Origin of the sequence: Shewanella algae (assembly GCF_009183365.2) — a bacterium.
In the GTDB taxonomy this organism is placed as follows: Bacteria; Pseudomonadota; Gammaproteobacteria; order Enterobacterales; family Shewanellaceae; genus Shewanella; species Shewanella algae.
Window position 1 is genome coordinate 4,167,862 of sequence record NZ_CP068230.1, and the last position, 23,661, is coordinate 4,191,522.

At 52.9% G+C, this 23,661-nt stretch carries 18 protein-coding genes and 1 pseudogene; 12 read left to right on the forward strand and 7 right to left on the reverse strand.

Annotated elements, in window-relative coordinates; translation table 11 throughout:
* Positions 1–40: 40 nt before the first annotated feature.
* The 4 genes from E1N14_RS18625 to prfH all read left to right on the forward strand — a co-directional run bounded on the left by E1N14_RS18625 (position 41) and on the right by prfH (position 3,376).
* Positions 41–475, forward strand: a complete 435-nt coding sequence (locus E1N14_RS18625; protein ID WP_025011794.1) for an HNH endonuclease — start codon at positions 41–43, stop codon at positions 473–475.
* Between the two features lie 339 nt (positions 476–814).
* Positions 815–1,162, forward strand: coding sequence for a hypothetical protein (locus tag E1N14_RS18630; RefSeq protein WP_025011793.1), 348 nt, complete (start codon positions 815–817; stop codon positions 1,160–1,162).
* A gap of 415 nt (positions 1,163–1,577) precedes the next feature.
* Positions 1,578–2,741: an RNA ligase RtcB family protein gene (locus E1N14_RS18635; RefSeq protein WP_025011792.1), complete on the forward strand. Its 1,164-nt coding sequence runs from the start codon at positions 1,578–1,580 to the stop codon at positions 2,739–2,741.
* The gene (gene prfH, locus E1N14_RS18640) at positions 2,741–3,376 is read left to right on the forward strand and encodes a peptide chain release factor H (protein ID WP_025011791.1); all 636 of its coding nucleotides are present in this window, start codon (positions 2,741–2,743) and stop codon (positions 3,374–3,376) included. The genes E1N14_RS18635 and prfH overlap by 1 nt, the downstream gene beginning before the upstream one ends.
* A 159-nt stretch (positions 3,377–3,535) precedes the next feature.
* Here the strand turns inward: prfH and E1N14_RS18645 are convergent, their stop codons facing one another.
* Complete coding sequence (locus E1N14_RS18645) at positions 3,536–4,456, reverse strand: tetratricopeptide repeat protein (RefSeq protein ID WP_152134834.1); 921 nt, start codon at positions 4,454–4,456, stop codon at positions 3,536–3,538.
* A 63-nt stretch (positions 4,457–4,519) separates the two neighbouring features.
* Positions 4,520–4,829, reverse strand: a pseudogene (locus E1N14_RS18650) (transposase).
* Between the two features lie 390 nt (positions 4,830–5,219).
* On the opposite strand from E1N14_RS18650, the gene E1N14_RS18655 reads away from it, so the two are divergent.
* The 3 genes from E1N14_RS18655 to E1N14_RS18665 all read left to right on the forward strand — a co-directional run bounded on the left by E1N14_RS18655 (position 5,220) and on the right by E1N14_RS18665 (position 9,306).
* A complete protein-coding gene (locus E1N14_RS18655; RefSeq protein WP_025010149.1) occupies positions 5,220–6,245 on the forward strand; it encodes a nuclease-related domain-containing protein in 1,026 nt (341 codons plus the stop codon).
* Between the two features lie 1,164 nt (positions 6,246–7,409).
* The gene (locus E1N14_RS18660; protein ID WP_037436847.1) at positions 7,410–8,615 is read left to right on the forward strand and encodes a reverse transcriptase family protein; all 1,206 of its coding nucleotides are present in this window, start codon (positions 7,410–7,412) and stop codon (positions 8,613–8,615) included.
* Positions 8,590–9,306, forward strand: a complete 717-nt coding sequence (locus E1N14_RS18665) for a retron Ec48 family effector membrane protein (protein ID WP_025010151.1) — start codon at positions 8,590–8,592, stop codon at positions 9,304–9,306. The genes E1N14_RS18660 and E1N14_RS18665 overlap by 26 nt, the downstream gene beginning before the upstream one ends.
* Positions 9,307–9,895: 589 nt before the next feature.
* Here the strand turns inward: E1N14_RS18665 and groL are convergent.
* Positions 9,896–11,536 (reverse strand): chaperonin GroEL, encoded by a 1,641-nt coding sequence (gene groL, locus E1N14_RS18670; protein WP_028780602.1) that lies wholly within the window; start codon positions 11,534–11,536, stop codon positions 9,896–9,898.
* 57 nt (positions 11,537–11,593) lie between these two features.
* Positions 11,594–11,884, reverse strand: a complete 291-nt coding sequence (locus tag E1N14_RS18675) for a co-chaperone GroES (RefSeq protein ID WP_025010152.1) — start codon at positions 11,882–11,884, stop codon at positions 11,594–11,596.
* 248 nt (positions 11,885–12,132) lie between these two features.
* Between E1N14_RS18675 and E1N14_RS18680 the strand changes: the two genes are divergently transcribed.
* The 3 genes from E1N14_RS18680 to E1N14_RS18690 all read left to right on the forward strand — a co-directional run bounded on the left by E1N14_RS18680 (position 12,133) and on the right by E1N14_RS18690 (position 15,113).
* Complete coding sequence (locus E1N14_RS18680) at positions 12,133–13,497, forward strand: MATE family efflux transporter (protein ID WP_062793695.1); 1,365 nt, start codon at positions 12,133–12,135, stop codon at positions 13,495–13,497.
* A 19-nt stretch (positions 13,498–13,516) separates the two neighbouring features.
* Positions 13,517–14,101, forward strand: coding sequence for a DUF4274 domain-containing protein (locus tag E1N14_RS18685; protein WP_025010153.1), 585 nt, complete (start codon positions 13,517–13,519; stop codon positions 14,099–14,101).
* A gap of 79 nt (positions 14,102–14,180) precedes the next feature.
* Positions 14,181–15,113: a CPBP family intramembrane glutamic endopeptidase gene (locus E1N14_RS18690; protein WP_037436850.1), complete on the forward strand. Its 933-nt coding sequence runs from the start codon at positions 14,181–14,183 to the stop codon at positions 15,111–15,113.
* Positions 15,114–15,208: 95 nt separating this feature from the next.
* Here E1N14_RS18690 and E1N14_RS18695 read toward each other — a convergent pair whose 3' ends face one another.
* Complete coding sequence (locus E1N14_RS18695; RefSeq protein WP_062793694.1) at positions 15,209–20,212, reverse strand: ATP-binding protein; 5,004 nt, start codon at positions 20,210–20,212, stop codon at positions 15,209–15,211.
* 326 nt (positions 20,213–20,538) lie between these two features.
* On the opposite strand from E1N14_RS18695, the gene E1N14_RS18700 reads away from it, so the two are divergent.
* The gene (locus E1N14_RS18700; protein ID WP_025010158.1) at positions 20,539–21,627 is read left to right on the forward strand and encodes an HD-GYP domain-containing protein; all 1,089 of its coding nucleotides are present in this window, start codon (positions 20,539–20,541) and stop codon (positions 21,625–21,627) included.
* A gap of 44 nt (positions 21,628–21,671) precedes the next feature.
* Here E1N14_RS18700 and E1N14_RS18705 read toward each other — a convergent pair whose 3' ends face one another.
* Complete coding sequence (locus E1N14_RS18705; RefSeq protein WP_025010159.1) at positions 21,672–22,421, reverse strand: SDR family oxidoreductase; 750 nt, start codon at positions 22,419–22,421, stop codon at positions 21,672–21,674.
* Positions 22,422–22,521: 100 nt separating this feature from the next.
* Here E1N14_RS18705 and E1N14_RS18710 point away from each other — a divergent pair, with 100 nt between their 5' ends.
* Positions 22,522–22,911, forward strand: a complete 390-nt coding sequence (locus E1N14_RS18710; protein ID WP_025010160.1) for a winged helix-turn-helix transcriptional regulator — start codon at positions 22,522–22,524, stop codon at positions 22,909–22,911.
* A 110-nt stretch (positions 22,912–23,021) separates the two neighbouring features.
* On the opposite strand, the gene E1N14_RS18715 is transcribed toward E1N14_RS18710, so the two are convergent.
* A complete protein-coding gene (locus E1N14_RS18715) occupies positions 23,022–23,630 on the reverse strand; it encodes an FxsA family protein (RefSeq protein WP_025010161.1) in 609 nt (202 codons plus the stop codon).
* Positions 23,631–23,661: the final 31 nt, after the last annotated feature.

The following is a 23,661-nucleotide window of genomic DNA, read 5'->3' on the forward strand; positions in this document are numbered from 1 at the left end:
CCGGCAGGCCACCAAGAGCCTGCCCTCAGGAGAAAAGCCCATGGAACTGGAAATCCAAGTCACTTTTCGCACTGGAGACAGCATAAGAACCCGGCGTTACAAGAGTGAGCAAGGTGCCCTGCGCGGCATTTGGAAATGGCTCTGCAAGCATCAGGACAAGGCCGATATTCAGGCCAGCTTCTTTTCCCCCGAACTCGGCCACCGCGCCTTTGAGCATCCGGAGCAGCTCAGCGAGTTCGAGCCCAAAACCATAGATAACTTTTATCAATCCAGGGCCTGGTTGGCACTCAGATATCAGGTGCTGCAAACTCACGAACACAAATGTGTAGAGTGCAATCGCACTAAAGCCGAACACAATATAGTGCTGCATGTTGACCATATTTTGCCCCGCAGCAAGTACCCGCACAAAGCGCTGGATATTAATAACATGCAAATACTTTGTGAAGATTGCAATCTGGGTAAGTTGGATAAATGATCACTATGACTTGTCGCCCTATTTAGGGTGAGGTATTCTGTAACCTGTTTGTAAAGATTGACTCAAGGAAGAGGGGCGGCCAAGGCTGTTGCAACAGGGACACCTCACAAAAATCAAACCTTTCCTTTATATGTCAATTGTTTGACTCGACTCAAAAAATTTTGATCTCAAACTGTTAGAGTCGCGGTTTAATTTATTATTCGCTTCTGCCGAGCCTGTGCCCTTGACACTGCTGTTGGCCGGAACTGTACCCCAGACCAGCGGCGCTTCGAGAGAATGCCACAGGGCGATCACAAGCCAGCACGGAAGTAGAACACCGAAAAAAACGGAAGTTAGCTCATGAAGAATATAATAATCGCTATCGTTTTGACCGGCCTGATGGCCTGCAGTACTACCCCAAACACCATAGTCTTCGACGGCAGCAGTGCAGAGTCAACCCAACAGGATGTCATCAGACTCATGGCGCAGCTGAACTCCCATGACAAGCAGGAATTTGTCATGGCCTTGTTGGCAATCCAACTGGCTGAGTTCGACACCCCATTGGCAGCACTGAACCACTCGGATCGCAACGGCCAGATGGACTTCGGCCTGATAGGGCAAAAGATTAATGGTCTGGACTTTGAACAAGTGCTTGAACTGGCACACAGCAAAAGTGACAAGGCCAAGCCCCGCCAACCGCTGCCTTAACCCGGCAAGTAAAAGCTCAATCTCGGATTCTTGGTGTGGTTTCAAATCATGGCGTTAAATCATGACTTTAAATCATGGCCTGAAACAGTAGCCTCTTTCTGCGGTCGGCTGCCCCGGCCGCAATCCCAACCTGGCGCACTTGCCATGGGCGCTCGGCGGCAAATAAAGCTAAGTGATTGAATTTATATTTGCCTTATGGTGGCAAACTGATTACTATGCGCCCGCATCGCTCACCATTCATTCACTGTAGAGGAGAAAACATCATGCAAAACACATCAACCTCCTTTGCAGGTCTTGTCCGCTAAATAGCAGAAAGCTATCCACTGATTTCATAGCTTTCAAGTAAAGCTATCGCTTCGGTCAACTGGCCTGCCAATACGTTTATCGTTTAAATCCTGTTTAAAGGAATTGGTCTATGGGCAGATCCGTCCAAAAACTTACTGAAAGCGTCAGCCTGATTGCATCCAAAGAAACCTGGGTAGAAGGGCTGGCAATACAACAACTGATAAAAACCTCTGAATTGGCCTGTATGCAGCACGTGGCAGGAATGCCGGACCTGCACCCCGGCAGAGGCTATCCCATTGGTGCGGCGTTTTTTGCCGTCAACAGAATCTATCCCGCCTTGGTCGGCAACGACATTGGCTGCGGCATGTCACTGTGGCAGAGCTCGCTGAAGCTATCCAAGGTCAAGCTGGATAAGATGGCGAACAAGTTCAAACAGATAGAACAGCCTCTGGATGAAACCTGGGCGCAAACAATTGCCGAGCGCAAGCGGGAAAAAAGCATAGCCATCACAGGCTTTGACCAGGCGCTTGGCACCATAGGTGCCGGTAACCATTTTGCCGAGTTTCAGGCGATAGAAACTGTCTATGACCAGGCGGCGCTGCAAGAGCTGGGGCTGGACAGCCGCTATCTGCAACTGCTGGTGCATTCCGGCTCCAGAGGCCTGGGGCAGGCAATTTTGCAGGAACATATCCGCCGCCACAGCCACCAAGGCCTGAGTCCGGAAGATAGCGAGTTCAGCGACTATCTGGCCAAACACGATGAGGCGCTACGCTGGGCCGAGTTGAACCGCGAGCTGATAGCCTGTCGCTTCCTGGAAGCGATCAACAGCTCTGGCAGCTCGGTGTTGGATGTGAACCACAATCTGGTATCCCCCAAGTGCATAAACGGAACCCAAGGCTGGCTGCACCGAAAAGGCGCCACCCCGAGCGATAAGGGTGTTGTGGTGATCCCGGGATCCCGCGGCGACTACAGCTATCTGGTGAAACCCTGCGCCGCTGCGGGCGATGCCGCCGACATCAGCCTGTTTTCCCTGGCTCATGGTGCCGGGAGAAAATGGCAGCGCGGCGAGTGTCAGGGCCGCCTGGCGCACAAGTTCAGCCGTGAAGATCTCTACCTCACCGCCCTGGGAAGCCGGGTGATCTGCGGTAACAAGACACTGCTGTATGACGAAGCGCCCCAGGCCTACAAAAAATGTGCGACTGTGGTTGGCGATATGGTCGATGCCGGTTTGATTGAGGTTGTTGCCAGGCTGCGCCCTGTGCTGACCTTCAAAACCAACGGGGAGTGCTGCTGATGATACTGCTGCAACTGTCGGCCGGAACCGGCCCGATTGAATGCTGCCGCGCTGTGGCCCTGGCGGTGCAAACCATAGAGCGGGAGTGTCAGGCGCAAGGCATAGGCTGCGAGTTGTTGGAGGTGACTCAGGCAAACGCTAAAACCGGCGTCGCCTGCTTCAAGTCGGCCTTGCTGCAACTCAATGCCAATGACGAAGCCAGGGCCAAGCACTTGGCGCTGGCTTGGCAGGGAGCCATGCTCTGGAGCTGCCAAAGCCGCTTCAGGCCCGGGCATAAACGCAAAAACTGGTTCTTCAGCGGCCAGATGTTTGAGGTCAATGACAAGGCTCTGGATAAGCAAATCCACTTTCAGGCCTGCCGCGCCTCGGGCGCCGGAGGGCAGCACGTGAACACCACAGACTCGGCCATCCGCGCGACCCATATCGCCAGCGGCCTGTCGGTGCGGGTTGAAACCGAGCGCAGCCAACATGCCAACAAACGCCTGGCAACGGCCTTGCTGTTTCAAAAGCTGGAGGCGCTGAAGCAAGAGCAGATGAACCGGGAAGAGCAACAGCGTTGGCAACAACACTGGGAACTGCAGCGGGGCAATCCGCGAAGAAGCTTTAAAGGCGAAAAGTTTATTCCGCTCGACTAAAGCTTAGGTAAAGGAACAGGCCGGGAGCCGGGATTGGCGCTCGGGCCTGCTTCCTATCTGTCACTGCGGCTCACTCAGCAGACTCCTCTCATTTAGCCCTCTCATTTAGCCCCTCTCATTTAGATCAGTCGGTTGAGTCCACTCAGCTGGGCCTACCAGTTACACCACCTTGAGCAAATCCATATTCTTGGCCAATGCCTGCATTCGCGGCGCCACGATTTCAAGGGTAAACAACGCCGCCTTCTGACGGGCCGGATGGCGCAGGCTCTGCTCCAGCATGGCCTCAATATTGCGGCTGCGCGCCACGGCAATATCAGATTCGGAGCACTGGCTGGCAACACTGGCCCAGACATAGGCCTCGGCCAAATCGCCCCTGGCTGCAAACAGCATGGACAAACGATACTGGGCAGCGGGCTCACCTTGTCTTGCCGCCATCAGATAGCTGTCGATGGCAGCCTCGGTATCGGCCGCTATGCCTATGCCATGCTCCAAACAGTAGCCCAGATTCAAGGCCGCCAGCTTATCTCCATGTTCAAGCCCCTGCCGGAAACAGGCGACGGCCTCGGCAAAGCGCTGCTGCTCGGGAGGCTCAATCGGCCAATCTTCGCAATTGGTGGGTTCTCGCAGCAACATCAGCCCGCGGGCGGTAATGGCGTTGGCAATGCCGCCCTGCTCCGCCGCGGTAAACAGCTCAAGCGCCGAGCGGTATTCGAGTTTGCCTCCCAACCCCATCAGCTGCATCATCCCCAGATAATAGGCCGCCGCCGGGTCCTGCTGTTTCTGCCAAGCCCTAAGACACCAACGCTTGGCACTGCCCACAGTGGATCCCACAGGCGTTACCCCGATACGGCTGAGGTTATGTTGAAACCAGGCCTCAAGCGGCGTCAACCCTTGCCAAGCCTCAAGCAAACGCCGATAGTGCCGTGGTTCGCCTTCTGCATAAATTGCCGCGCTGGGCGCATCCCAGTAGGTAAACAAGCGCTCGCTGCCCTGCTTATCCAACCAGCCCTGCATCATGGTCGGCTTACGCCGCGTCTCAACCAGCCACATAACTCCCAGGGTCAGCGCCAGCAGCACCACAGTAAAAAATCCACCTGCATAGCAGGTGGCTTTGAACAGCCCCCTAGAAGGGGGCTAAAAGAATCACCCATCCAAACCAAGCTTGAGCTGACCGATAGATTCCTCTGCCTCTACTTTCTGTTGATACCTTACATATCGACGAATGATCTCTTCGTTTGCTCCCACTGAAGACACTCAAGCTTGGCGGAAGTCTCACCAATAAGTGAACATGGTCTATCAGGACATTTAGCTCTACTATCCGACACCTCTTCATGCCGCTATAGATATAAATACTGCGACAAACCTCCTGCCCAACTCGGCCATACTTTGGCTTCCATACAATGTGATACTGACAGCGATAGAAGACGTGCGATGCACTTTCATATCGGCTCATACTGCTTACTCCTTGATTTGCAGGTAACAAACCGAGTCAGTATGCAGCATGGGCACTCTTCGGGCTGAGCCCCGACTTGACGATCACCACCTCCATAGGAGGTGGTTTTGGGGTGACAATAAACAAAATCGGGCCAAGCTCTTGATTCATATTTTGTATCCCTACAAATAGTTTTATCCCGGCAACTCAAACGCCGGCCAAATAACCGCGCCCCTGCGGGAAAACGAAAGGCCGCATTATTGATTGAAGCCGGTGAAAAACCAAGCACGCTCAATCACCAGTGCCGCACTCAACTTCAATTACAGACACTTTGGCACTCAGGCCAAATAAGATACACTGGGCCATTATCAAGTTGCTCATTATTGAGCAGTGAATGGATGCAGTTGATAAATGATTCTAAAAAGTAAATCACTCCAAGTTACGCAGTCTCCCCAAGCCTACGCCGGGCAAAAGCAGGAACAGGACGTCGCCTTCTTTTTGCGTCGTGCCTTCAAAGACCATCCACAGGTCATGGTCATCAACGACTTTAAGTTCAACTTTAACGGCGAAACCGCCCAGATAGATCACCTGATCATCTATACCTATGGCTTCGTGTTAATTGAATCCAAGAGTATTAAGGGTCGCGTCAACGTCAACCAACAGGGCGAATGGACCCGTAGCCACCAAAACCAGTGGTTTGGCATAGCCTCGCCACTGAAACAGGTGGAACTGCAACAGGCGCTGTTGCTGCAACTCCTGACCCATCACAAACGAGAAATTCTCGGGAAATTACTGGGTATCAAACAGCAGGGCTTTAAGCTACGCGTCTGGGATCATCTCTGCGCAGTCTCGAGCGACGCCATTATCAACCGTGACACTATGCCCAGCGAGATCTCACAAAAGCTGGTCAAAACGGAGTTTTTGGTCGACAAACTCAATGAGGTGATGAACCTCAAAAGCAGTTTTATGCGCTTGGTAAACTTCAGCGATACCCGGCCCGATTTCAGCCAAGATGAACTCAAATCAATTTGCGACTTCTTGATAGCGCAGGATATCAGTAGCCCCTCTCAGCAGGAAACCGGCACTCCCCTAACCAACGCTGAAACATCAACCAGTACAGTTGCGACGCAAGTCCAAGCAGAAATAGAAGAAAGGCATACACAGATACAGGAAAGACGCGCTGCAGACTACCAAGCCCAGCCCCTTGCGGCAGCATTAACAGCAAGGTTAAGTTGCAAACATTGTGGTGAATCGAGCAACTACATTCCTATGTACGGCAAGTTTGGCTACTACATCAAGTGTCACCAGTGCAGCAAGAATACCCCGATGAAACAAAGCTGCCCTCAGTGCCAAAGTAAAAACACCCGAGTACAAAAGCGGGCCGAGACTTACACTCTCAATTGCCAAGAGTGCCAGTTCACTGAAAAGCTGATTTAGCGAGCCCAATGAAAAAGTGTACTTAAATACACTTTTTCATTCATTCCAGCCGAAAACACCTTAAAAGTGTAGTTTGTTACACTTTTAAGGCACTGAAATAGCCTTGTTAGCTACTGTGGGAACATACCGGCGATAATCGCCGCAGGCAGAATTGCCACCACAGCAAGCACGGCGACGGCGCTGCCGAGACAGCCGGAAAGATGGCTCTGTCACATACAAGCGGGCTACTTGGGCTAAAACAGCACAACAAAACCCCATGCGGTAAAGCTTGTTTTTCACCGCTGCAATATTGTAGGATTGGCTGGGCTTTTAACAAAAAACCAATGAAAAGCAATAGTTAAGTGCCAGTTAAAGTACAAGAAAACAATCAGGGATGGCAACCGCTCTCACCCGAGCAGGCAAAAGGCAAGGATAAGCTTTCAACACCTCACCTCAAACCCTCTCTGACCCAAGCCACTTTAACCGCTGTGCAACTTGTGACCCAGACTAAGGTTTTGCCTGCCACAAATTGATAGCTTTAGTGTTGTTTTTATTGAAATTTAATCAGGTTCAGTACGCTCTGGGATAGCTAGAATTCACTGCGGTAGCCATCCCCATCCAATTGCAACCATGCGCCAAGCTGCGTTTGGTAAGAATTGTGGTGTTCCACACCACACCGGGGAAATGGGGTTGCTTCGATAAGCCCCTTATCTAATCCCCTTAGGCCGTATTGATGGAGACGAGACGAACTTTGAAAGAGTTAACCCTACCCGCTACTATCAATAACGCGAATACTATGATAAATAATGCTATCTTCAGAAACACTGACCAGAAAAAGTATTAACCGAATAGAAATTGATTTATTTTATATCAGTGCTTTACTCCAAATGTTGATTGCATTATCATCTGCACCGCACTAGCGTTCCGCTTAGTTTACTGCAGTTGGAAATGATGGTGTTCGGTCTTAGCTCTAATATGGAGCGCCGTCTGTTGTCAACAGATGGTATGTGCGGAGGCCCACACCCTCCCATTGGTTCTCCTCGTCGCAAGCTAGAGTAGAACCTCATTAGGCCTGACCTTAATATATTGTTGGCAGTAACCGAACACCAGCCGATGAATGTAACAACAATATATTGTGCTCTGGAGTATGAGCATGGTCAGGCCTTTAATATCTTTGGATAAACTATGATGACCATCATCGAGCCCTCGTTAAACACACCCAACGTAATTGCCTCCATCAGAGCTCTCGAAAAAACCCTAGGCCTTACTCAACAAGATATTACTACCGCATTAGAAATACCAGAATCTAAAAAGTACCATGTAAAGCAAGTTCCTAAACAAAATGGAGAATTACGTTCGGTATATCGACCACACCCATTAATAAGAAGAGCTCAGCGGAGAATAAACAATAATATATTCAAAAAAATAGTTTTATGGCCAAGTTATATATTTGGCTCTCTTCCCAATACCATTAATAAAAATAATGAAGTGGAAAGAAAAGACTATATATCCTGCGCAGCTCAACACTGTGGTGCTAAAAGTCTTTTAAAAATGGACATAAAAGACTTCTTCGATAACATCCATATTGATCATGTTCGGAGTATGTTTATTCACTTCTTTAAATGTGGAGATGATGTTGCTGATATACTGGCGAAGCTATGTTGCAAAGAAAATCATGTAGTTCAGGGCGGATTGACGTCAAGTTATATCGCCTGTTTAATTCTTTGGAATATAGAGCATAAACTAGTCAATAGGTTGGCGAGAAAAAATTTAACTTATACTAGATTAATGGATGACATCACTGTGTCATCAAAAATATCAAACTTTGACTTTTCTATGACGACTAACTTGATAGCAAATATGCTACAAGAATTAGACTTACCAATTAATACTTCCAAAACAAAGGTTTGCCACCTTTCTACAGAGCCTTTAACTGTTCATGGTGTTAGAGTTAATTTTAAAGAACCAAGGTTCCCATCAAATGAAGTCAAACGTATTAGAGCTTCCGTCCATAATTTGACGATTCTTGCAAGCCAACCCGGCTACCGCTTAACCCATGATTATCGAAGCGACTACGCTCGCTGCATGGGCAGAGTAAATAAGCTAAAACGTGTAAATCACGAAAAACACAAAGAGTTCCTTGTCATACTTCAGAAGATTCTGCCTTTACCTTCAGTACGAGACAAAAAACGTGCCAAACAAATGTTTATTCGCCTAATAAAAGACTACAGAATAAAGTATAAAACTAAAGGTTATCGCACTCGTTACTTCCGACTGCAAGAGAGACTTAATGTTCTATCAAGAAAAAAAGATTACCTTAACTTTACAAAATACATAAGAAAGAAACTAAAGAATATAAAGCCAGATGAACACTCAAAAACTGACTTCTAGATTGATATACGCCGTAATAGTATGTTTCATTATAATAACAATACTTACAATAATATCGGCAATACTTACAAATATTGACAATGGATATTATAAAGCTGAACTATGTTTCAATGAAGAATGTATAGAGAGAGCAGGGAAATACTACAAGAATACATTAACGCTATTCACTTCATCAGCACAGACATTAAGTGCTATTGCAACAGCGCTTGGAATTGTTGTGGCTGCACTTACATTCAAGAATACATCTTCAACAAATGCACTAAACATACATATATCTCACTTTAAGATATTCTCCGACTATCTAACGTTAGAACTCAACAAAAGAGAAAGAATTGATATTTCCTCTATAAATACTTTTGACTGGTACAATCTAATATTTAAAGAGTCTATTCATGGTTCAGTTTCGGTATCTGATGAGTACATTACCAGCCTAAAAAAAATTAATGATGAAATTAACAAAACGAACAACAATGCTCAAAAAGCATCTAAAGGCCCATTCAGACATCATGAACATCAGCAGAGAATGAAAAGTGCATTTGCAAAACTTGGAATTGAAATTGAGCAATATCCAAAAAACGACTATTGGCTCATTGAAAATGAAATCATCAGTCTAATTGATGTTATCAACAAGGCTTTTTGCAAAAGACCAAAAGTGAGCCCAATAGTATATAGACAATACTACTCGAAATAATTATTAGAGTGACCTTTCCCCCGAATTTAAGACCATGACATTGATGAGATTTCCAATACACTAGAGCCAATGGAGATCTCAACATGAAGAAACGTTACACCGAAGAACAAATCATCAAGGAAAGAGTGAGGACAGCCAAAACACTTCACCCGCAGATTGCACCAAATCACCCGGCATATGCGCATCAGTGACCGTCGCCAACATGGATGTTGGCGCCGAGCTTACAAGGGTGTATTCACAGCGTGTCACTGAGGTGCATATGCATAAGGCCTGCGGCAGGCAATGAGTGGCACAATCAGCCGGAAGCCATTCCAAACCCAAACCAATCCCCCGCCCTCGGCAGAAACCACTGAGATGGAAAAGGCCCGCGTTCGAGGCACGGGCCTTTTCCTTTCCCGGAATAAACAAAAGCCCCGATACCTTTGGCATCGGGGCTTTCTTTTTTAAGGTGCTAAGCTTCTGAGCTTCTGACCGACATTGCGTCTAGCGCAGGAAAAATCGTTTTAGAGCCAGGCATCTTGCCGCGACGTTTAGTGAACTAAACGAGTGGCAAGATAACGCCGCTATAGACGATTTTAACCAGCTAGAATTACATCATGCCGCCCATTCCGCCCATACCACCCATACCGCCCATATCAGGCGCAGCCTCTTCCTTTGGCAGCTCGGCTACCATGGCTTCGGTGGTGATCATCAGACCGGCTACAGAGGCCGCGAACTGCAGCGCAGAACGAGTAACCTTGGTTGGATCCAGGATACCCATTTCCAGCATGTCGCCGTAAGTGTCGTTACCGGCGTTGTAACCATAGTTACCGCTGCCGTTCTTGACGTTGTTGGCGACAACAGAGGCTTCTTCACCTGCGTTGGTGGCAATCTGGCGCAGTGGGGCTTCCATGGCGCGCAGGGCGATAACCACACCGTGCTTCTGATCTTCGTTGCTCACGTCCAGCTCACCAATCTTGGAGGCAACGCGAACCAGGGCAACACCGCCCCCAGGAACCACACCTTCTTCAACGGCGGCGCGGGTAGCGTGCAGCGCATCTTCAACGCGGGCTTTCTTCTCTTTCATTTCCACTTCGGTAGCGGCACCGACTTTGATTACCGCAACACCGCCGGCCAGCTTGGCCATACGCTCTTGCAGTTTTTCTTTGTCGTAGTCGGAAGTCGATTCTTCAACCTGTTGCTTGATCTGGGCAACACGGGCTTGAATTTGAGACTCTTCACCGCTGCCATCAATGATGGTGGTGTTGTCTTTGGTGATAACCACACGCTTGGCGGTACCCAGGTCTTCCAGAGTGGCTTTTTCCAGCTCCAGGCCGATTTCTTCGGCGATAACAGTACCACCGGTCAGGATAGCGATATCCTGCAGCATGGCCTTACGACGGTCACCGAAACCAGGCGCCTTAACGGCAGCCACTTTAACGATACCGCGCATGTTGTTGACAACCAGAGTCGCCAGGGCTTCGCCTTCAACGTCTTCGGCAACAATCAGCAGTGGCTTGCCTGTCTTGGCCAGGCCTTCGAGGATAGGCAGCAGCTCACGGATGTTGGAGATCTTCTTGTCAACCAGCAGGATGAATGGGTTGTCCAGTTCAACAGAGCCGGTTTCAGCCTTGTTGATGAAGTAAGGAGACAGGTAACCGCGGTCGAACTGCATACCTTCAACTACGTCCAGTTCGTTTTCCAGCGCCTGACCTTCTTCAACTGTGATCACGCCTTCTTTGCCCACTTTTTCCATCGCGGTGGCGATGATTTCACCGATAGACTCGTCAGAGTTGGCAGAGATGGTACCTACCTGAGCGATAGACTTGGAGTCGGAGCAATCCTGAGACAGGGCTTTCAGCTCGGCAACGGCGGCGATTACAGCCTTGTCGATACCGCGCTTCAGATCCATTGGGTTCATACCGGCGGCAACGGCTTTCAGACCTTCGGTCACGATAGCCTGGGCCAGTACTGTGGCGGTAGTGGTACCGTCACCGGCAGCGTCGTTGGCCTTGGAAGCAACTTCCTTAACCATTTGCGCGCCCATGTTTTCAAACTTGTCTTCCAGTTCAATCTCTTTGGCGACTGAAACACCGTCTTTGGTGATCAGTGGTGCACCGAAGCTCTTTTCCAGAACAACGTTGCGGCCTTTAGGGCCCAGAGTCACTTTTACTGCGTTAGCCAGAACATTTACGCCCGCCAGCATTTTTACGCGAGCGTCATTGCCAAATTTTACTTCTTTAGCTGCCATGTTGATTATCCTTAAATTTTTCGATTACTTTGGAAGGTTTTCAATGGTTCGAGTGGCTTATTCCACTACGGCCATCAGGTCAGCTTCTGACAGGATCAGGACTTCTTCACCGTCAATCTTCTCTTTCTTGACACCGTAACCTTCGTTGAAGATCACTACGTCACCTACCTTCACGTCCAATGGCTTAATGTCACCGTTTTCGAGGATGCGGCCATTGCCAACAGCCAGTACTTCACCACGGGTAGACTTTTCGGCTGCGCTGCCGGTCAGTACGATGCCACCGGCCGAAGTGCTTTCAACTTCCAGGCGTTTGACGATCACGCGGTCATGTAATGGACGAATATTCATCTATGGATTCTCCTAATGATTTTTGCCCAATATGAGGCGGTTCATGGTTTATGTAAAAGACGGCCAGGCCAACAGGCTTTAGCCGCTTGATGTTGGCTTATATGGGGCCGGATTTGGCACTTCCAAGGGGAAAGGTCAAAATTTTTTGAAAATTTTTGACCCTCGTTTTTTAAAGCCGGGGCAATCCTGTTAGAATCGCGCTTCCGCACGATTTACTTCATCCATTTCACAAGAGGCAGATACGGGCCATGAGAGACAGACACGGGCTGCTCAGTCAGCCGATAGGTCGTGTACTGCTTAATATGAGTGTTCCCAACATGTTAGGAATACTCACCGTGCTGGGCTTCAACCTGGTAGACACCTACTTCATCAGTAAGCTGGGCACAGAGGCGCTGGCGGCGATCAGCTTCACCTTCCCTGTTACCCTGGTGGTGTCCAGTATTGCCATAGGCATAGGCGCCGGGGTGTCCACCAATCTTGGCCGCCTGATAGGCGCCGGGCACGCCCCCAAGGCCAAGGTGTTTCTGCACGACGCCCTGCTGCTGACCTTTATTTTAACTGCCGGGCTATCCTTGCTGGGCAGCTTGTGTATCGACCCGCTGTTTTCCCTGCTCGGCGCCAAAGACGACATTCTGCCGCTGGTGCATGAGTATATGAATCTCTGGTATCTGGGGGCGCCGCTGTTGGTGGTGTTGATGGTGGGCAATCAGGGCCTGAGGGCCACCGGCGATACCCGTTCACCGGCGGCAATTTTGTCACTGGCGGCGCTGATTAACCTGATCCTCGACCCGCTGCTTATCTTTGGTATCGGCCCCTTCCCCAGGCTGGAAATTCAAGGTGCCGCCGTGGCGACCCTGATCTCCTGGTTGGTGGCGCTGTCGCTGTCCAGTTATCTGTTGGTGGTCAAACGCCATATGTTGGTGGCCGCGGGTTGGTGTTTCAGCCGCTTTGCAGATAACTGGAAACAGCTGGCCCATATCGCCCAACCGGCGGCGCTGATGAATATGATCAACCCCCTGGCCAACGCCGCGATTATGGGGATGCTGGCGCGGATAGATCACGCCGCCGTGGCCGCCTTCGGTGCCGGAACCCGGCTGGAGTCTTTGCTGCTGATTGTGGTGATGGGGCTGTCTTCCAGCCTGGTGCCCTTTATCGCCCAGAACCTGGGGGCCGGACAGAAGGAGCGCGCCCGCGAGGCACTGCTGCTGGCGCTGAAGTTTGTGCTCCTGTTCCAGACCCTGCTGTATATCCCGCTGGCGCTGCTGGCGCCGCAAATTGCCGCCCTGTTCAGTACCGACCCTCAGGTGCTGGAATGGCTCAGCTTCTATGTTCTGGTGTTGCCCGCCGCCTATGGCCCGCTGGGCGTGGTGATTATTGTGGCCACCTCGCTCAACGCCTATCACAGGCCTATGGCCTCACTGGTACTGAATCTGTGTCGCCTGTTCCTGCTGATGCTGCCGCTTGCTGCGCTGGGCGCCTTCCTCGGTGGGGTAAAAGGCCTGATGCTGGCACTGCCGGTAACCAACATACTCATGGGCATTGCCAGCTATTATCTGGCCAGCAACATCAGCGAACCGCAAAAAATCAAATCCCCCTGCCCCAACGACGGATGATAAAGGACAGGAAACAAGGATGGCCAAACGTCTGACCCAAGAGCAATTTTTCAGGGCCTTTGAATGCGCCGAGAGCGGCGCCATCTGCGATGCCGAGCAGTTAAAGGCACAATTGGCAGACCCGGAAATCGGCGCACCACTGACGGCTATTGCCGGTGAATTTGCCAAGACTGCCGATAGCCTAATGACCATAGCCGAGCTGCAGAGCATGGAAGAGCTGCATTATGTGGCCGCCAATCTCAATTGGGACAACGGCCTTGAAAGCCCGGCCGCCATACTCAATCACCCTCTCTGTGATGCCGGCACAGCCTTGCTGCTCTACTGGTATGGGCAGGGCTTTTTCCATTCAAACCCGGCAGACGCTGAGCCGGAGGAGAAGGCACTGTTCGACCGCCTGATAACCCGCTTCAGCCAAGGAGATTTCGCCAGCTATCGCATCGCTTTTGATGCCATCAAAGAAGACATGTTGCCGCCTCTGAAACTGATGCAGGAACGTGGCTGGCAGTTTCCCGGCATCTTACTGGCGCCCTACAGCACCATGGAGATAGCCACCTATCAGGGCGACTATCAGACTTGGGTTAATCAATTGCTCGACAAAGGCTGAACAAGTCCGATCTCTGTTAGCGGCGCTTGCCCGGTATCCTCTATACAGCTTTAATCGCCGCTTTTTCGGAGCCTTCCCCATGCCCTTTGTGCCTTCTGTCGACTTGCTTATCTGGCTAGCACTGATGCTGGCGGTGCCTTTTGCGCTGCTGCGCCGTTTTCCCATCGCACTCTTGCTGCTCGCCACCAGCCTGCTACTGGCGCTGTTTTTGGGCCGAATTGCGGCGCCGACTCTGATACTTGTGGGCCTATTGCTGGCGCTGGCATTTAAGTTGCCACAATGGCGCCAGCGGTTTTGCCGACAGGCAAATTCAGCCAAGAGTGCGGCGGCGAATAATGAGGCAAACGAGCAGGGCCACATACGGCTCAAGCAGTTTGCCGTTTATGGCGCCCAAGGCTTGATACTGCTGAGCGCCGTGGCACTCACAGTGCATCTGCTGCCGGGCTTTGACAACCTCAAGCTGCTGGATAAAGTGCAGGCCAGCAGTGGCAGTGCGCCTTTCAGCATGTATCTCAACCTGGATAAGCCGCTGAGCCTGTTCCTGTTGCTGCTGGCCTGGCCGCTGGTTGCGGGTACGCCAAAACCTCTGCCAAGGCGAAAAATAATCCTGCTGGCCTTGCTGTTTGCCGCCACGCCTGCACTGCTGGGGCTGGCAAGTTTAAGCGGCGCCATTCATTGGGATCCCAAGCTGCCGGGCTGGTGGTGGCTGTTTGCGCTCAATAATCTGCTGCTGACCTGCGTCGCCGAAGAGGTGTTGTTTCGCGGCGCATTGCAACAGTATCTGGTCAAGCGCGGCGGCGCCCTGCTTGGGGTAACGGTAGCCAGCGTGCTATTCGGGCTGGCGCACCTGGCCGGGGGTTGGACTCTGGTGCTGTTCGCCGCCCTCGCCGGTGTCCTCTATGGTTTGGTATTCCAGCTGAGCGGCCGTTTGTGGCTGGCGGCGCTGTGCCACTTCTGCCTCAACTTCTGCCATCTGCTGCTGTTAAGCTACCCTATGGCGCTGCCGCACTAGCTGCGCCACAGGGTTTTGGGGCGATAGGTTTTAGTGCAGCCGGCTTTAATGCAGCAGGCTTTACCCAAGCTGCCGCTTGAGAAGGGGCAGCACCATCAAACCCGGGCCAACTGCCGAAGCCTAGCTAGTTCAGTGGCGGCGCGCTCGAAATCAAAGGCCCGCACCGCCCGCTGCAGCCGCTCAAGCGACTCGCGCCAAGGCTGCAGTGCCGAATGCTGAACCAGGGCATCGACCTGCTCCAGCGCTTCTGTGTTGTATTCATCCAAGCTCTGATGCAGGGCATCGAACTCGGCGGTAAGTGTGGCCACAGACGCACTTGAGCTGGAACTGCCTATTGGAGTCAGTGTCTCAAACGTCTGAGGCTTTAATGACGGCTGCGATGATGGCTGCGATGACGGCTGCGATAACGGCTGGGGCAAGGCCTCCAGGGCGAGAACCAGTGCCTCCAGCGCTTGCAATAGACTGTCCAGCCGAGTCTGTATCTGCGGCAAATCGGTTGGATTATCCTGCTCCTGTTGCTGACCAAACTGCGAGCCGAGTGCTGTGGCTATCCGGCTATTCAGTGCCAACTCCAGGGCACCGGCACACTCGGCCAGCTCAATGGCGCCGATATTGGCGGCCGAGCCCTTGATACTGTGACTCAGAAGCTGCAGCTGCGGCCAGTTCTGACGCTGCATCGCCTCTGCCAATTCAGTTGCCACCCCCTTGCCAGTGTCGCAAAAGAGTTGCAGTAAGCGCAGGTAAAGTGCCTCATTGCCATTGCAACACCTGAGCCCGGCGCTATTGTCCAGCCCGGGGAACTCGGGTAAGCCACTCACAGGCATAGATTCGGCAGGCAATGCCGCTGCCGGAGTTTCTAGCCTGGGTTTGACCCAACGCGCCAGCGCCCCATAGAGCACCTCGGCCTGAATCGGCTTGGTGATATGCTCCACCATGCCTGCCGCCAGCGCCTTTTCCCTGTCCCCCACCATGGCATTGGCCGTCATTGCCAGCACAGGCAACCCCTTTAGCGCCGGATTGGCACGAATAGCCCGGGTCGCCTGATAGCCATCCATCACAGGCATCTGACAGTCCATCAGCACGGCATCGAAGTCTTGCTGCTGCAGTAGCTCCAGCGCCTGCTGCCCATGCTGGGCCAGCTTGACCTGCATCCCCACCTGACTCAATAGCGCCAGCGCCAACTCCTGATTGAGCGGGTTATCTTCCACCAGCAGGATACGGGCGCCCTTGAGTTGTTGCCTTATGTTCACATGTGTTCGCGGCTCATCGGAGCAACAGGGCGTTTCGCCGGACAGATCCAGCAAAGATCGCAGCGCCGTCAACTGACCGCAGGGAGTGTAGGGGCGCAGCAATCTCTGCTCGCCGCCGATACGGCTTAACTGTTCATCCTGACTCAGGTTCCCCAGCAGCCAGACTACGGCATGGCTTGGCAATGGCAGCGCCGCCAGGGAGTCCGGGCATTCGCGGCTCATATCCAGCAGCAGCGGCAAGCCTTTGAGCTTGGCTTCACTGTCTGCTTCGAGGCCGTCCAACCATTCGCCAAGCTGTTGCAAACTATGAAAACGCTGCAGCCTGATGCCGAGCTGGCGACACAGCCAATGCCAGTGTCGGTACTCGCCGTCATCACTGCTGACCAGAGTCACCTCATGACCTCTGAGTGGCGCGTAATCGGCCAGATAGTGGTACTCGTCCCGGCAGGTGAGCTCCAGCTCCAGATAGAAGCGGCTGCCCTCACCTTCGCGGCTCTGACACCAGATGCGGCCATGCATCATCTCGCTCAAGCGCTTGCAGATAGCCAGCCCCAGCCCGGTACCACCATACTTGCGGGAGGTGGAGGCATCCACCTGCTCGAAAGAGTCGAACAGGGTTGCCAACTTGTCCTCAGGAATACCTATGCCGGTGTCCTGAACACAAAACTGCAGCCGCACCTTGTCCCCCTGGCGATGCAGTAAACGGCCCCGCAGGCAGATCTCACCACCTTGGGGAGTAAACTTGAGGGCATTGCCCAGCAGATTGGTAAAGATCTGATTGAGCCTGAGCGGGTCCCCCAGATACAGGCGCGGCATATCCAGCGGCAGCTCCATTCGCAGTGCCAGCTGCTGCTCATCGGCCTTGAAGCCCATCACCCCCACCAGTTGCCCCACAAGTTCAAACAGATCCAACTGCCGCTGTTCCAGTTCCAGCTTGTCGGCCTCTATCTTGGAAAAATCGAGAATGTCGTTGAGGATCCCCAAAAGCGACGACGCCGCCTGATGCACCTTGTCGAGATAGTTACGCTGACGACCGTCCAGCTCTGTCTGCAACACCAGCCAGGACATGCCCAGAATGGCATTCATCGGCGTGCGGATCTCATGGGACATATTGGCCAGAAACTCGGACTTGGCCCGGGTGGCCGCTTCGGCCAACTCTTTGGCATGGGCCATTTGAGTCTGCACCTGCTTGTTTTGAGTGATATCCACCACCCAGCAGAGGCTGGCGGCCTGGCCGTCCAGCTCGGTGCGATAGAGACTCAGCTGCACATCCCGAAAGCCGCCCTCGTCGGAGAAAATACGGGTCTCTATGGTCACGACATCGTTTTCCCCTTCCAGCCGCTGCACCGCTTCAGTGTAGGCCTCCGGCTCGGGGAACCAGGGCTGCAGCGGTTGCCCCAGGCGCATTCCCGTCATCCGGGTCATAGGCTCGTTGACATACCTGAGCACACCGTCAACGGCAATCCACACACCAACCGGACTGTTGCCCAGCACCTTCTTGAGAATGTCCCGCTCCCGCGCCAGTGACTGCTGCATCTGCCGCTTCTGGGTCAGGTCGTGGTAGGAGCAGAGGATCAGCGAGCGTTGCTGCAGCATCACCCGCACCAAGGTACCTTCAACCGGAACCCTGCGCCCATGAACCCCGAGCAAGTCGCCATCGAAGCACACTTTACCTTGGCTCAAGACCTGCTTCAGCCTTTGGTCCACCTGTTGACGATTCCCCGGCGCCGGGTAGTAGTACCAGTCCGGCTTTTGCCCCAGTAAGGGGGATTTTTCCTCACGCCCCAGCAGTGCCAGCATCGCCTGGTTGCAGTCGAGGATAGTTCCCTGACTGTCGGCCAGCACACAGGCATCCACCGCCGAGTCAAACAACGCCTGAAACCTCTGCATACTGGCCTTCAACTCGGTTTCTACTCTCAGCCTCTGCTGCACCTCGCGGTTGAGACGCCGGTTCCAGCGCCAAAACAGCAACAGCAAGGTGATGGTCAGCGCCGCGGCCACCAGGCTCCACTTGAGCACCTTACTGTGATGTATGCCGAAGTCGTACTTGACGTTGATCCAGCGGTTCTGGATCTCCTGCGACTTATAGGTTGGGATCTGCGCCAAGGCCTTGTCGAGAATAGATGCCAGCTCAGGCCAGTCTTTGCGCACCGCCATCGCCACCTGGAACTTATACTCGGTATCGCTGGCGAGCCAGAGTGGGCTGTTGAGATGAGTGCCCAGATAGTGATTGGCCGTGGGCAGATTGGTAAATACGGCAGCGACCTGGCCTTTTTCCGCCGCCCGCATCATGGCTTCGATGGAGCGAAAACGCCGCAATGTCATCTGCGGATAGTCCCGCCGCATCACCTCTTCGGTGACATCATCCTTGAGTACGCCCAGAGTTTGCTGCTGCAGATCTTTAAGGCCGTTGATCTTCTTGGCATCGTGACGGGTAAGCAGCACTCCGGGGAACTCGGCCAGCGGCCGGGTAAACAACATATGTTCCTGACGCTCGCTGGAAGGCGAAGCCAGACTCAGCATGTCCACCTCGGTATCCTTCAGCGCCCGGATATTCTTGTCCCAGCTGAGTTCATTGCGGATATTGAACACCAGCGGCAGGAAGCGATCTATCTCGTAGAGAAAGTCGGCCATCATGCCCTGATGTACGCCCTTCAGGCTGAGAAAGTCCACCGGCGCCGCATCCGGTGCAACCCCGACATCCACCACCTGATGCTGTTGCAAAAACTGCAGTTCTTCCGGGCTCAAACGGGCAATAAATTCGTGCACGTCCAGATCCGGGATCAGGTTTTCCAGTCGAAAATCCAGCGACATGATCCTGGGGTTAGCGGCCATGGAGATCTGGGAAAAGTCGGGATTGAAGTTGCTGACATCAAACAATTGCCAGTAACGATTGAGGTTTTCGCCATTAATGGCGATCAGGTTGAGATACTGATTGAACGCCTGCCCGGACAGATCCACGCCGCGCAGGTGATCCGCCAGCATCACCAGGGCAAAGGCACCTTGAAACTCCACCCCGCCTATGCCTGCGTGGATTCTGCCTCTGCGCATCGCCTCGGCAATATCGGCATCCCAATTACTGGTACCCAGCAGCAGCCCCTCTTCCTCGGCTTGTTTGGCAACTGCCAATGCCATCACCGCATTCATGGCCAATACTGCGTCCAGGCCCTGCTGCTCCAGCGCTTGCTTCAAGGCTCGCTCGGCATCTCTGGCGCGCCATTGGGTGTATTTCACCGTTAGCTTCACCGGCTGCGGCAGGATATCCAGATAAGCGCGGATCCCCGCCAGTTGCTGTTGCACCTCGGGGTCGGACTCAGGCCCGGCTATCACCAGCAGTTGCAATTCGGGTTTCTCAGGATCGGCTTGCTCCAGCAGTTGCCGGGCCAGCATGCTGCCCAGCACCTTGCTGTTGGCCGTGACACTGCCAATCCAGTTGCGGTGCATTACCTGGGGCTTGTGTGTCGACTCGGGAAAGGAAGATTTGATAGTAACTGTCGGCACTCCATAACTGTCTGCCAATGCCAACAACTCTTTACTCTGCTCACCGAAAGGGGAAAAGATCAGCCCGGATGCCCCCTGCTCCAGCGCTTCGCGCCCGATAGACAGTTGGTTCCGCCCCTTGACATCGCAAAAACGAACCTGCAGATCCAGCTTGAGATCCTGCGCCGCCATCCGGGTAAAGCGTTCCACCCGCTGCCAAAATGGGCTGCCGTCTTCCAATAAGAGAACCACTTTGGGCGTTTCCAACTGTGCCCCATCATCAAGCTGCAGCGGCAGATCGCCCACCTTGGAAAACCCAAAGGGGCTCAAGCAAATCAGCAGACAAAACAGCAACAGGGATTTTCCCATTATTTATTCCTTCGTGCTTGTGCCAAGCAGAGTAAAACGGAGTCGGGTGTCAGATTGCTGACACTGCCTCAATTCGGGCGTCAGCTGTCTAAAAAAGGCGCATATCTTGCGCGAAAGCCGCGATGGATGCCAAAAGTGAAGTGGATCACCCCAAAGAAACAAACTGATACAACATTAACTGCTGAAAAGTGCCAAAATCTCAGCGCCTTTCAGATGAATATGGCATAAAAAGTAAATAGGATGTGACAGGATATTCAATATAACAAGGTGGTGACAGGAAGTTTCAGACACTAACTCGACCGCCCCATTGGGCACTGAGGAGATATATGCAAACTTTCGACAAGGCCTGCATTCTGGCCGTGGACGATACCGCCGACAACCTGCAACTTATCCATGCAGTGCTGGCCAAGGATTATAGTCTGCGCGCCACCACATCCGGTGAAAAGGCCCTGGCCATGCTGGATCAGGGGCTGGAGCCCGATCTTATCCTGCTGGATGTGATGATGCCCGGCATAGATGGTTTTGAAACCTGTCGCCGCCTGAAACAGCATCCCAGATCGGCGCAGATCCCGGTGATCTTCATCAGCGCCAAGAATGAAGTGATCGACGAGCAAACCGGCTTTGAGTTGGGGGCCGTGGATTACATCTCCAAGCCCATCAGTCCGGCTATCCTCAAGGTACGTATTGCCAACCAGCTGGCATTGGCCAACCAGGCAAGGCAACTGCAACAACTGGTGAAGCTGCGCACCCGGGAGCTGGAACAGACCCGTCATAAGATCATTAACCGCCTGGGGCGCGCCGCCGAATATCGTGACAACGAAACCGGCCTGCATGTGCAGCGCATGAGCCACTATTGCCGGGTATTGGCCCGGCAGTTGGGCGCCTCTGAATCCTGGGTCGAGCTGTTGTTCAATGCCGCGCCCATGCACGATATCGGCAAGATAGGTATTCCGGATCATATTCTCTTGAAGCCGGGCAAGCTGACGCCGGAGGAGTACCGCATCATGCAGGGGCATACCAAGATAGGCGCCGATATTCTCGGCGATGATGCCTCACCTTTGCTGCAACTGGCGGCGGAAGTGGCCCGCAGCCACCACGAACGCTGGGATGGCAGTGGCTACCCCGAGGGTTTGCAGGGCAATGCCATTCCTCTCAGCGCCCGTATAGCCGCCATTGCCGATGTGTTCGACGCCCTGACCTCGGAGCGGCCTTACAAGAGCGCCTGGAGCAACCAGGAAGCCTTTGCCTACCTCAAGAAAGAGGCCGGAGGCCAGTTCGACCCACAACTGGTGGCAGCCTTTTGTGCCTGCGAAGCTGAATTGCTCGACATTCAACAGCGCTTTGCCGAGCAGCAAGGGCCCAAGATGGGCAAGCTGATTCAACCCAAGCCCCCTGTCGAAGCCCTTTCGGCCTAGCCTCTGCCGATGCAAAGCACACATGGGACTGGCTCGCACCTTCCTTAGAGATTGGCAACGCCACCATCGACCAGTAATTCGGTGCCGATGACAAAACGCGACTCGTCGGATGCGAGGAACACGGCCGCCTTGGCGATTTCCCAGGGCGTTCCCATACGACCTATGGGCACCAGTTGCCGAATCTCCTGCTGCAGTGTCTTTTGCTCTTCAGCAGCCAGACCCAACTTACCCAAAGCCGCAGTCTCTGTCGGCCCGGGGCTTAAACAGTTGACTCTGATGCCAGACTCAAGCAGCTCTGCCGACAGGGTTCGCGCCAGCGACAGCAGCGCCGCTTTACTGGCGGCATAGGCACTGCTTTGCACCAGGCCGATATGCGCGCTGGTTGAACCACAGAGGATGACAGAGGCCGGGTTTGCCAATAGGGGCAAGAGTGATTGGATAAGAAAAAACGGCCCTTTGAGATTCACCGACATCAATCTATCCCAGGCGGTTTCGTCCCAATCCGCCAATGGCAGATGAGTAACGTCTCCGGCATTGGCATACAAGACGTCCAAACGCGGCCACTGGCGGCTGAGCGTTTGTGCCAATTCCCGTTGTGAGTTTATATCGCCGGCATCACAGCAAATGGCCAAGGTGTTACCCCCCAACTCTTCCCGAACCCGGTTGAAGGCATTGATGTCGCGCCCAGTGATGGCAACCTTGGCCCCCTCGGCAAGAAACTGTCGTGCGGTTTCCAGGCCTATACCACTGGTACCCCCGGTAACCAAGGCAAACTTATCTTGCAGTCGTTTCATGCATACTTCCCTCTACGCTGTTGGAGGGCGCATTTCATTTACAATAGTATCCATTGTATAGTAGGCACCTTTTTGATACTAAAGAGGCATTTGGATAGCTATGTCCGCCGCAGAGAGCTCTCAGAAAACAAGTTTAACGGCCGCGCCCTCCTATGAATTGGATAGCTCTGAACCCTGTCCTATGGTGAGCTTTGTCAATCTCATTTCGGGTAAATGGGCCATCCCCATTCTCTATCGTTTGATAGTGATCGACTCTCCGGTACGCTTCAGTGAATTGCAGCGGGCCGTAGCCCCCATTACGCAGAAGGAACTGACGCGACAATTACGCCTGTTTGAACGTCGCAAGCTGGTGCAGCGCAAGGTTTATGCCGAAGTGCCGCCGCGTGTGGAGTATCGAATAACCCCATTGGGGAAGTCTTTGAAACCTACCTTGGATTCACTGGCCGATTGGATGCGAACCAAGGGCGCAGATTTGGCTGACGATAGTTGAGAATACGCTGCCAGCCTCTTCACTTTTTGAGGCAACAGGCTGTTTGCCGGCTATGAGAATAAAAAAAGACCTTCCGAGCGGAAGGTCTTTTTTATCAGTGTTTGTGCTGATCACCGGCTACCGGGCCGATCATCGTCTTGGTTTTCCGTATCCTGCGACTGAGGGCCGTTTTCACTTCGCTGAGGGCTATCTTCTTCCAGCTGATGGCTCTCCCCACCCAGCTGATGGCTCTCAGGACGCTTATCGGAAGGGTCGGCCTTGCGCTCAAATTCACCTTCGAACACATCACCGCCCTGGCCTCTTTGATGTGGCGGCTCAAAGGGGTTGGCACCGGCTCTGAACTGAGCACCGGCAACCACCTTGAGCTGCATCCGCTGATAGAAATAACGCGCCAGCGGTGCCCGGGTGATTGGAGTCAGCAGGATAAGGCCGATAAGGTCGGTAACAAACCCCGGAATAAGCAGCAGAATACCAGCCATGGCCAGCATCATGCCTTCGACTATCTCTTGCCCCGGCGCTTCACCGGCGGCCAACTTTTTCTGTACCGACATCAGGGTACTCAAGCCCTGGCTGCGAACCAGAGAAACACCGACCACCGCGGTGAGGATCACCAATGCCACTGTGTTCCAGCTGCCCAGAACTTCGCCGACCCGGATAAGCACCGAGAGTTCGACGACAGGGATCAGCACAAAGATGATAAACATTATCAGAAATGGCATGTAGGCCTCATTTTTTACAGTAGTTGAAAAC

Excerpts from the sequence above, each read along its gene's own strand:
- E1N14_RS18625 (WP_025011794.1), top strand. The coding sequence starts at position 41 with ATGGAACTGGAAATCCAAGTCACTTTTCGCACTGGAGACAGCATAAGA.
- E1N14_RS18630 (WP_025011793.1), top strand. The coding sequence starts at position 815 with ATGAAGAATATAATAATCGCTATCGTTTTGACCGGCCTGATGGCCTGC.
- E1N14_RS18635 (WP_025011792.1), top strand. The coding sequence starts at position 1,578 with ATGGGCAGATCCGTCCAAAAACTTACTGAAAGCGTCAGCCTGATTGCA.
- prfH (WP_025011791.1), top strand. The coding sequence starts at position 2,741 with ATGATACTGCTGCAACTGTCGGCCGGAACCGGCCCGATTGAATGCTGC.
- E1N14_RS18655 (WP_025010149.1), top strand. The coding sequence starts at position 5,220 with ATGATTCTAAAAAGTAAATCACTCCAAGTTACGCAGTCTCCCCAAGCC.
- E1N14_RS18660 (WP_037436847.1), top strand. The coding sequence starts at position 7,410 with ATGATGACCATCATCGAGCCCTCGTTAAACACACCCAACGTAATTGCC.
- E1N14_RS18665 (WP_025010151.1), top strand. The coding sequence starts at position 8,590 with ATGAACACTCAAAAACTGACTTCTAGATTGATATACGCCGTAATAGTA.
- groL (WP_028780602.1), bottom strand. The coding sequence starts at position 11,536 with ATGGCAGCTAAAGAAGTAAAATTTGGCAATGACGCTCGCGTAAAAATG.
- E1N14_RS18675 (WP_025010152.1), bottom strand. The coding sequence starts at position 11,884 with ATGAATATTCGTCCATTACATGACCGCGTGATCGTCAAACGCCTGGAA.
- E1N14_RS18680 (WP_062793695.1), top strand. The coding sequence starts at position 12,133 with ATGAGAGACAGACACGGGCTGCTCAGTCAGCCGATAGGTCGTGTACTG.
- E1N14_RS18685 (WP_025010153.1), top strand. The coding sequence starts at position 13,517 with ATGGCCAAACGTCTGACCCAAGAGCAATTTTTCAGGGCCTTTGAATGC.
- E1N14_RS18690 (WP_037436850.1), top strand. The coding sequence starts at position 14,181 with ATGCCCTTTGTGCCTTCTGTCGACTTGCTTATCTGGCTAGCACTGATG.
- E1N14_RS18695 (WP_062793694.1), bottom strand. The coding sequence starts at position 20,212 with ATGGGAAAATCCCTGTTGCTGTTTTGTCTGCTGATTTGCTTGAGCCCC.
- E1N14_RS18700 (WP_025010158.1), top strand. The coding sequence starts at position 20,539 with ATGCAAACTTTCGACAAGGCCTGCATTCTGGCCGTGGACGATACCGCC.
- E1N14_RS18705 (WP_025010159.1), bottom strand. The coding sequence starts at position 22,421 with ATGAAACGACTGCAAGATAAGTTTGCCTTGGTTACCGGGGGTACCAGT.
- E1N14_RS18710 (WP_025010160.1), top strand. The coding sequence starts at position 22,522 with ATGTCCGCCGCAGAGAGCTCTCAGAAAACAAGTTTAACGGCCGCGCCC.
- E1N14_RS18715 (WP_025010161.1), bottom strand. The coding sequence starts at position 23,630 with ATGCCATTTCTGATAATGTTTATCATCTTTGTGCTGATCCCTGTCGTC.